The sequence below is a fragment of the Emcibacter nanhaiensis genome (assembly GCF_006385175.1).
In the GTDB taxonomy this organism is placed as follows: domain Bacteria; phylum Pseudomonadota; class Alphaproteobacteria; order Sphingomonadales; family Emcibacteraceae; genus Emcibacter; species Emcibacter nanhaiensis.
In genome coordinates, this window is record NZ_VFIY01000015.1 from 327,477 (window position 1) to 334,238 (window position 6,762).

Consider the following 6,762-nt stretch of genomic DNA (forward strand, 5'->3'; position numbering starts at 1 on the left):
ATTAATAAATCAGGCTTTTCCCTGACAAATCCGCTATTTCGAACCTGAACAGTATACCACATGCAGATCTACCTGCCCATTGCCGAGTTATCAATTAACATCTTTGTGTTGCTGGCCATGGGCGGTGGTGTCGGCTTCCTGTCCGGCATGTTTGGAGTTGGGGGCGGTTTTTTGATGACGCCGCTGTTGATTTTTGCCGGCGTGCCGCCGGCGGTTGCCGTGGCTTCCGAAGCCAACCAGATTACAGCAGCTTCGGTTTCCGGCGCGCTGGCTCATGCGCAGCGGGGCGGTGTGGACTATAAAATGGGCTTTGTCCTGATTGTGGGGGGCGCTTTCGGATCCTACGCCGGGGCGTGGTTCTTTGCCGTACTGACGGAATCGGGCCAAGTGGATCTGATGATTTCCATCGCCTATGTTATTTTCCTCGGCGGAATCGGCAGCCTGATGTTTGTCGAGAGCGTCATTACCATTATTCGCCGGCGGCGCGGGGACAAACCCAAACCCGGCCGGCGGCCGAGGACCTGGGTCGACGCCCTGCCGTTCAAGATGCGATTCCGCAAGTCAAAAATGTATATCAGTGTCCTGCTGCCGCTGGTGATCGGCGCCCTGGTCGGGGCTATGGCTGCACTTATGGGAGTGGGCGGCGGTTTTATCATGATCCCGGCCATGGTTTATCTGCTGAATATGCCGATCAATGTGGTGATCGGCACCAGCCTGTTCCAGATCACCTTTGTGACCGCCGGAGTCACCTTTCTGCATTCCGTCAATACCCAGACGGTGGACATGATGCTGGCCCTGATCCTGCTGATCGGTGCGGTCGTCGGCGCCCAGATCGGGGTCCGGGTGGGGGCAAAGCTCAAGGGGGAGCAGCTGCGAATTTTGCTGGCCGTTCTGGTGCTGGCGGTTTGTGCCAAAATGGGGGTTGACCTGGTGGTCCAGCCCGACGAGCTGTTTGCCGTCTTTCCCGCCGCAGAGGGAGACGTCCATTGACAAGGGTGCTGACAGGTCTGCTTTTGCTGCTGGCGGTCGTTGCCGCCTCGCCGGCGAGGGCGGAACGGCTGGTGACGGACCTGTCTGACAATATGATTGATATTAATGCGCGCTTTTCCGGAACGGACCTGATGGTGTTCGGGGCCATTGACATGGATATCCCACAGGATGACGGCGGCCATGGCGTTGTGGTGGAAGGGATGGACTATGACATGATTGTCGTGGTCACCAGCGATCCAAAGGACATGATGATCCGCCGTAAGGAACGGATCAGCGGGATCTGGGTCAACAAGGGAATGGAGGAGCTTTCCGGCGTGCCCGGATATTACGCTCTGGGGACGACGCGGCATCTTGATGACCTTCTTGCGCCTGCGGTGAGAAAGCAATATCAGATCGGTCTGGACAATATTTCCCTGCCCCTGTCCCAAGGACTGGACGCTGAGGAACGCGAGGGATATCGGGCCGGTTTTATCCGTAACATGAAGGCCAAGGGACTCTATAAGGAAGAATTCGGCAATATCAACATGCGTGAAGGCATCCTGTTCTGGGCCCGCATGTATTTTCCGGCCAACATGCCTGTCGGCGACTACAAGACCACGGTTTATCTGGTACGCCAGGGGGATATCGTTCTGAGTCGCACCACCGGCCTGCACGTGGACAAGGTCGGCCTGGAGCGGATGATCTATAATTTTGCCCAGCAGAGCCCCGCAGCTTACGGGTTGGTGGCAATCCTGGTGGCGCTTGTTGCCGGCTGGCTTGGCGGCTTCCTCTCGCGGAAAGTCAGCTAGTTGTCTCTTTTCAGCAATCTGTTCACGAATTTCTTACTTTCATAGGACTTGCACAATTGTGCAGGGGCGTTAAAACTTGCCCCCATGGAATCTCTGGAAGTCTCATATTTCGCCGCCTTGCTGGGCGGTATCTTCAGTTTTCTGTCCCCCTGCGTGCTGCCGCTGGTGCCGGCCTATGTATCCTATGTCACCGGCAGTTCTCTCAATGACCTGCGGGAAGGCGACAGGGTTCCCCTGGGGGATGTCCTGTTCGGGGCGCTGGCCTTTGTGTTCGGCTTTTCCACGGTTTTTGTATTGCTGGGCGCCGGGGCGTCAAGCCTGCAGCCGATCCTGTTGCAGCACCTGGATATTTTCTCCAGAATCTCCGGCGCCCTGATCATCATTCTCGGGCTGCATTTTACCGGTATTATCAGGATCGGCTTCCTGTATCGGGAAGCACGCTTTCACACCAGGGAGACGCCGGCCGGCATACTCGGCGCCTTTGTCATGGGCCTGGCTTTTGCCTTCGGCTGGACCCCCTGTATCGGGCCCATTCTCGGCACTATCCTGACCCTGGCGGCCAGCCAGCAGACCTTCGGCACGGGGGTCGCCTTGCTGATCGTCTATTCTCTGGGGCTGGGAATCCCCTTTATCCTGGCGGCCCTGTTCGTCAATCGCTTCCTGCAGTTTTCGGGCCGGTTCCGGAAACATTTCCGGTTGCTGGAAATCCTGATCGGCGGTCTGTTGTTGCTGACCGGTATTGCGATCTTCTTCGGGTTGCTTCAGACCTTCGGCAACACTCTGATCGAGTGGTTTCCCGGACTGGCCGAAATAGGTTAGTTTAGCACTCATAAAGTGTGCACAAAAAAAAGCCTCGGCAAACTCATCATTGAGTTACCGAGGCAGTCAGGCAGATGAAGGATCACCGGAATGATCCTTCAAGGGATCTGGAAAATTGATCAATATATTGAAGAATTATAGAATCCATTGCATTGCATATGCAAGAGGAAACTAATGTATATTCCTGAGTGAATTCGGTGAGTTATCGGAAAGAAGGGTAAAAATCTGGTGCCAGATGTAAGCGTCATCATCGTTGCCAGAGTTAATTGCATTTGCATGCAAACGGGTTGCATTTTCTGCCGCATTTTCTCCGTAAATATTTTCGAATTCCCGGGCGGCGAGGATAAAATAGGGTTGCGGGTCAATTCCCATTTTTTTTAAATCTACTAGTAAATTTGTCATTGACCTTTTGTCTGAAGGGGTTATCGATGTTGTTCCATTTGAAACAATATTTTCCATTGTCATGATTACTTCTCCTTACCCAATTAGAGAAGCAAGGGCTGTGCCAGTTTTTACCCTAGGAAAATCAACGGCAAGAATGTTGACGGGGTGAGAAGCTGCCGGAAAGATTTTGCCGGACTTGCAGAATCTGCCTAGTTTGAGGCCTTGAAATTTTTTTTAATTTTCTTCTTGTCGCCTGATGCCGGTAATCGGGATTTTTTGTAAAAAATTACCCAAAGTTGTGGCAGTTTGCTGTAATCCAACCGAATTTTCGGCCGACTCGGAGAGAATCAGTTGGGACAATTTTATGTCGTGATGGTGAAGAACGTCGCAGGCAGTGAGGGTATGACTGAGGCTGCCGAGGTAGGTCCCGGCCACCAGCCAGATGTCACAGTCGAGCGCCTTGATCCAGTCGAGAACCGTATGCCGGTCATTCAGAGGGACCATCAGGCCGCCGACGCCCTCGATGAAATGGTAGTCATAATCGTCACGGCAGGACGTTTTACAGAATTCCACCAGCGCGTCGAGGTCGAGGGGCTGGTCCTCCTGCACCGCCGCCTGGTCCGGCGACAGCGGGGCGCTGAACCGCCAGGGGGAAATGGCCGCGATATTTTCCTCGCTGCTGTCCCGCCCCAGGGCCTGCAGGAGCAAACCGGTATCGCTGTTTTCAACCTCGGCCGGATCAAACCCGCTGATAATCGGCTTCAGGGCATTGACCAGGAAACCGGAATTGATCCGGTTTCTGATGGCTTCACAGGTGACGTGGGTTTTTCCGATCCCTGTGCCGGTGCTGGTGACAAAAATAATGCGGCTCATTCCTCGGATCCTTCAGGTGACAAGGCGCCAATATCGGCAAGGGCTTTCGCCAGGGCGCGGACCTCTTCCTCCTTATGGGCCACGCTGAAGGTGACGCGCAGGCGCGCCGCCCCCTCGGGCACTGTCGGTGGCCGGATGCCGGTGACCAGAAAACCCAGGTCTTCCAGCCTGGCGGCAAGCTGCATGGTTCTGGCGCTGTCGCCTGTAATAATGGGCACAATCGGGCTCTGCGGTTCGGGCAGCCCCAGTTCCCGGGCAAACAGGCGGGCATTATACATGGGCCGGGCACAATATTCGCGCTCATTTTCAATGACATCCAGGGCCCGGATGGCGGCGGCGACGCTGGCCGGCGGCAGGGCCGTGGTGTAGATCAGGCTGCGCGCCCGGGTTTTCATAAAGTCAATCACGGCCTGGCTGGCGCAGAGATAGCCGCCGAAACTGCCGATTGCCTTGGACAGGGTGCCCATTTGCAGGGGAATGTCCGGTTTTCGGTCAAAACAGAAACTGCTGCCACGTCCTCCGTCGCCGATAACACCGACGCCATGGGCGTCGTCGGACATCAGCCAGCAGTCGTGCTGGCGGGCGATCTCTCCCAGTTCCGGCAGCGGCGCCAGATCGCCGTCCATGCTGAAGACGCCGTCCGTCAGGATCATGGCATGGCGATGGTCCGCCCGATTGGCATGCAGCAGGTCGGTCAGATGATCAAGGTCATTATGGTTGAAGTAGATCAGCCTGGCCCCGCTCAGCTGGCTGCCCGCCACCAGGCAATTGTGTATGAACTGGTCGGCGAAGATCACATCCTCCGGCCCCAGCAGGCTGGGAATAATGCCGATGTTGGCCATATATCCGGAACTGAACACCAGGGCGGCCTCTGTTCCTTTCAAGCGGGCGAGCCGTCCTTCCAGTTCCCCGAGCAGCGGATGATTGCCGGTGATCAGGCGTGAGGCGCCGGACCCGGCACCATAGTCCTCGATGGCCTGGATGGCTGCCTTTTTCACGTCCGGGTGCTGACTAAGGTTGAGATAATCGTTGCAGCAGAAAGAAATCAGCTCTTGCCCGTCGCGCCGGGCATGGCCGTCATCGAGGCGACGGGTGGTCACAAGTTGTCGGCGCAGGCCGGACCGGTCCAGCGTTTCAAGTTTGGCGGAAACAAATTTATCCAGCGACTTCATCGGGTTTTACCTGTTATACTGTTCTCAGGCATAATTGGCCTGCGGGAGACTATAGTCAATGTTACTCGCGAGTAAAGTTATTGTCGCAATTTGCTTGACTTTTTATGACAGGACAGGGAATGTGCGGCCATAAACTTATTAAGCGGCGGCCTGAATTTTCCGCCGGGAAACAAAGTCTGAGAGCAGATATCAAATGAGTGAAGCTTCTGAAATATCCCCCCCTGTATCCTATGAAAGCGCCTATGCGGACGGTTTCCGTCACAACTGGACCAAACGGGAAATTCTGGAATATTTCAACATGCCGTTCATGGACCTGTTGTTTGAGGCCCAGACCGTGCACCGCACCCATTTCGACCCCAACCGGGTGCAGCTGAGTCAGCTGTGTTCCATCAAGACCGGCGGCTGTCCGGAAGACTGTAAATATTGTCCCCAGTCCGCCCGTTACCAGACCGAAGTGGACGCCAGCAAACTGATGGCCGTCCAGGAAGTGATCGAGAAAGCGAAAAAGGCGAAGGAAGCTGGGGCGACCCGCTATTGCATGGGCGCCGCCTGGCGCAGTCCCAAAGGCCGCGACATGGACGCGGTCGTGGCCATGATCGAAGGGGTCAAGGACCTGGGCATGGAAACCTGCGTGACGCTCGGCATGCTGAACGAGGAGCAGGTCGGCCGGCTCAAGCAGGCGGGACTGGACTATTACAACCACAATGTGGACAGCTCGCCGGAATATTATAAAGAGATCATCACCACCCGCTCTTACGAAGATCGGCTCGAGACCCTGGAGCGGGTGCGCGGCGCCGGCATTAATGTCTGCAGCGGCGGCATTGTCGGCATGGGCGAAAGCCTGGAGGACCGGGCCGGCATGCTCCAGACCCTGGCCAACCTGCCGCAGCATCCGGGTAGTGTGCCGATCAACATGCTGGTCCAGGTGGAAGGCACGCCGCTGTTCGGCGAAGGCAAAATGGATCCGTTTGATTTTGTCCGCACCATCGCCGTGGCCCGGATCCTGATGCCGGCTTCCTATGTGCGCCTCAGCGCCGGGCGCGAGGAAATGAACGATGAGATGCAGGCACTCTGTTTCATGGCCGGCGCCAACAGTATCTTTTACGGCGAAAAGCTGCTGACCACGCCGAACCCGATCCAGAACCGGGACATGGAACTGTTCGAGCGTCTGGGCATTACCCCCGAAGGCAAATAATGTCGAAGAGCAAGGAGCTGAGCGCGGATCTTCCGGAATGGTACCGGGAAGGCTATGACAATATCTGGCTGCCCTATACCCAGATGAAAACGGCGCCGGATGCCTTGCCGGTGGTCGGCACCGACGGGGTTTACCTGGAGCTGGCCGACGGCCGCAGGCTTCTTGACGGCATCGCCAGCTGGTGGACCGCCTGCCACGGCTATAACCATCCCGGCATGAAAGAGAAAATGAAGGCGCAGATCGACCGGATGTCCCATGTGATGCTGGGCGGCCTGGTCCATGAGGGGGCGCTTGACCTGTCGCGGCGGCTGGCAGGGCTTCTGCCCGGCGACCTTAATCACGTCTTTTTTTCCGAATCCGGATCGGTCTCCGTGGAAATCGCCCTGAAGATGGCGGTGCAGTTCTGGCTCAACCAGGGTATCGAAGGCCGGGCCCGCTTTGTCGGGTTCAAGGCCGGCTATCACGGGGATACCTCTGCCGCCATGTCGGTGGGCGACAGCGACGACGGCATGCACAAGGCGTTCGGCGGCTACCTGCAGCA

Annotated in this window: 8 protein-coding genes; 5 read left to right on the forward strand and 3 right to left on the reverse strand. The window is 56.6% G+C overall.

Annotated elements, in window-relative coordinates:
* Positions 1–60 precede the first annotated feature (60 nt).
* From FIV46_RS13470 to FIV46_RS13480, 3 genes are all read left to right on the forward strand, one after another.
* Complete coding sequence (locus FIV46_RS13470; protein ID WP_139941452.1) at positions 61–990, forward strand: sulfite exporter TauE/SafE family protein; 930 nt, start codon at positions 61–63, stop codon at positions 988–990.
* Positions 991–995: 5 nt separating this feature from the next.
* Positions 996–1,778, forward strand: coding sequence for a TIGR02186 family protein (locus FIV46_RS13475; RefSeq protein WP_246056954.1), 783 nt, complete (start codon positions 996–998; stop codon positions 1,776–1,778).
* 84 nt (positions 1,779–1,862) lie between these two features.
* Positions 1,863–2,597 (forward strand): cytochrome c biogenesis CcdA family protein, encoded by a 735-nt coding sequence (locus FIV46_RS13480; RefSeq protein WP_139941454.1) that lies wholly within the window; start codon positions 1,863–1,865, stop codon positions 2,595–2,597.
* A 171-nt stretch (positions 2,598–2,768) separates the two neighbouring features.
* Here the strand turns inward: FIV46_RS13480 and FIV46_RS13485 are convergent, their stop codons facing one another.
* From FIV46_RS13485 to bioF, 3 genes are all read right to left on the reverse strand, one after another.
* Positions 2,769–3,062, reverse strand: coding sequence for a hypothetical protein (locus FIV46_RS13485; RefSeq protein WP_139941455.1), 294 nt, complete (start codon positions 3,060–3,062; stop codon positions 2,769–2,771).
* Positions 3,063–3,215: 153 nt separating this feature from the next.
* The gene (gene bioD / locus FIV46_RS13490) at positions 3,216–3,854 is read right to left on the reverse strand and encodes a dethiobiotin synthase (RefSeq protein WP_139941456.1); all 639 of its coding nucleotides are present in this window, start codon (positions 3,852–3,854) and stop codon (positions 3,216–3,218) included.
* A complete protein-coding gene (gene bioF / locus FIV46_RS13495) occupies positions 3,851–5,026 on the reverse strand; it encodes an 8-amino-7-oxononanoate synthase (protein WP_139941457.1) in 1,176 nt (391 codons plus the stop codon). The genes bioD and bioF overlap by 4 nt, the downstream gene beginning before the upstream one ends.
* Before the next feature lie 193 nt (positions 5,027–5,219).
* On the opposite strand from bioF, the gene bioB reads away from it, so the two are divergent.
* Positions 5,220–6,221, forward strand: coding sequence for a biotin synthase BioB (bioB, locus tag FIV46_RS13500; protein WP_139941458.1), 1,002 nt, complete (start codon positions 5,220–5,222; stop codon positions 6,219–6,221).
* Positions 6,221–6,762, forward strand: a 542-nt coding sequence (locus FIV46_RS13505; RefSeq protein WP_139941459.1) for an aminotransferase class III-fold pyridoxal phosphate-dependent enzyme, incomplete at its 3' end; no start/stop codon positions are given. The genes bioB and FIV46_RS13505, both read left to right, overlap by 1 nt.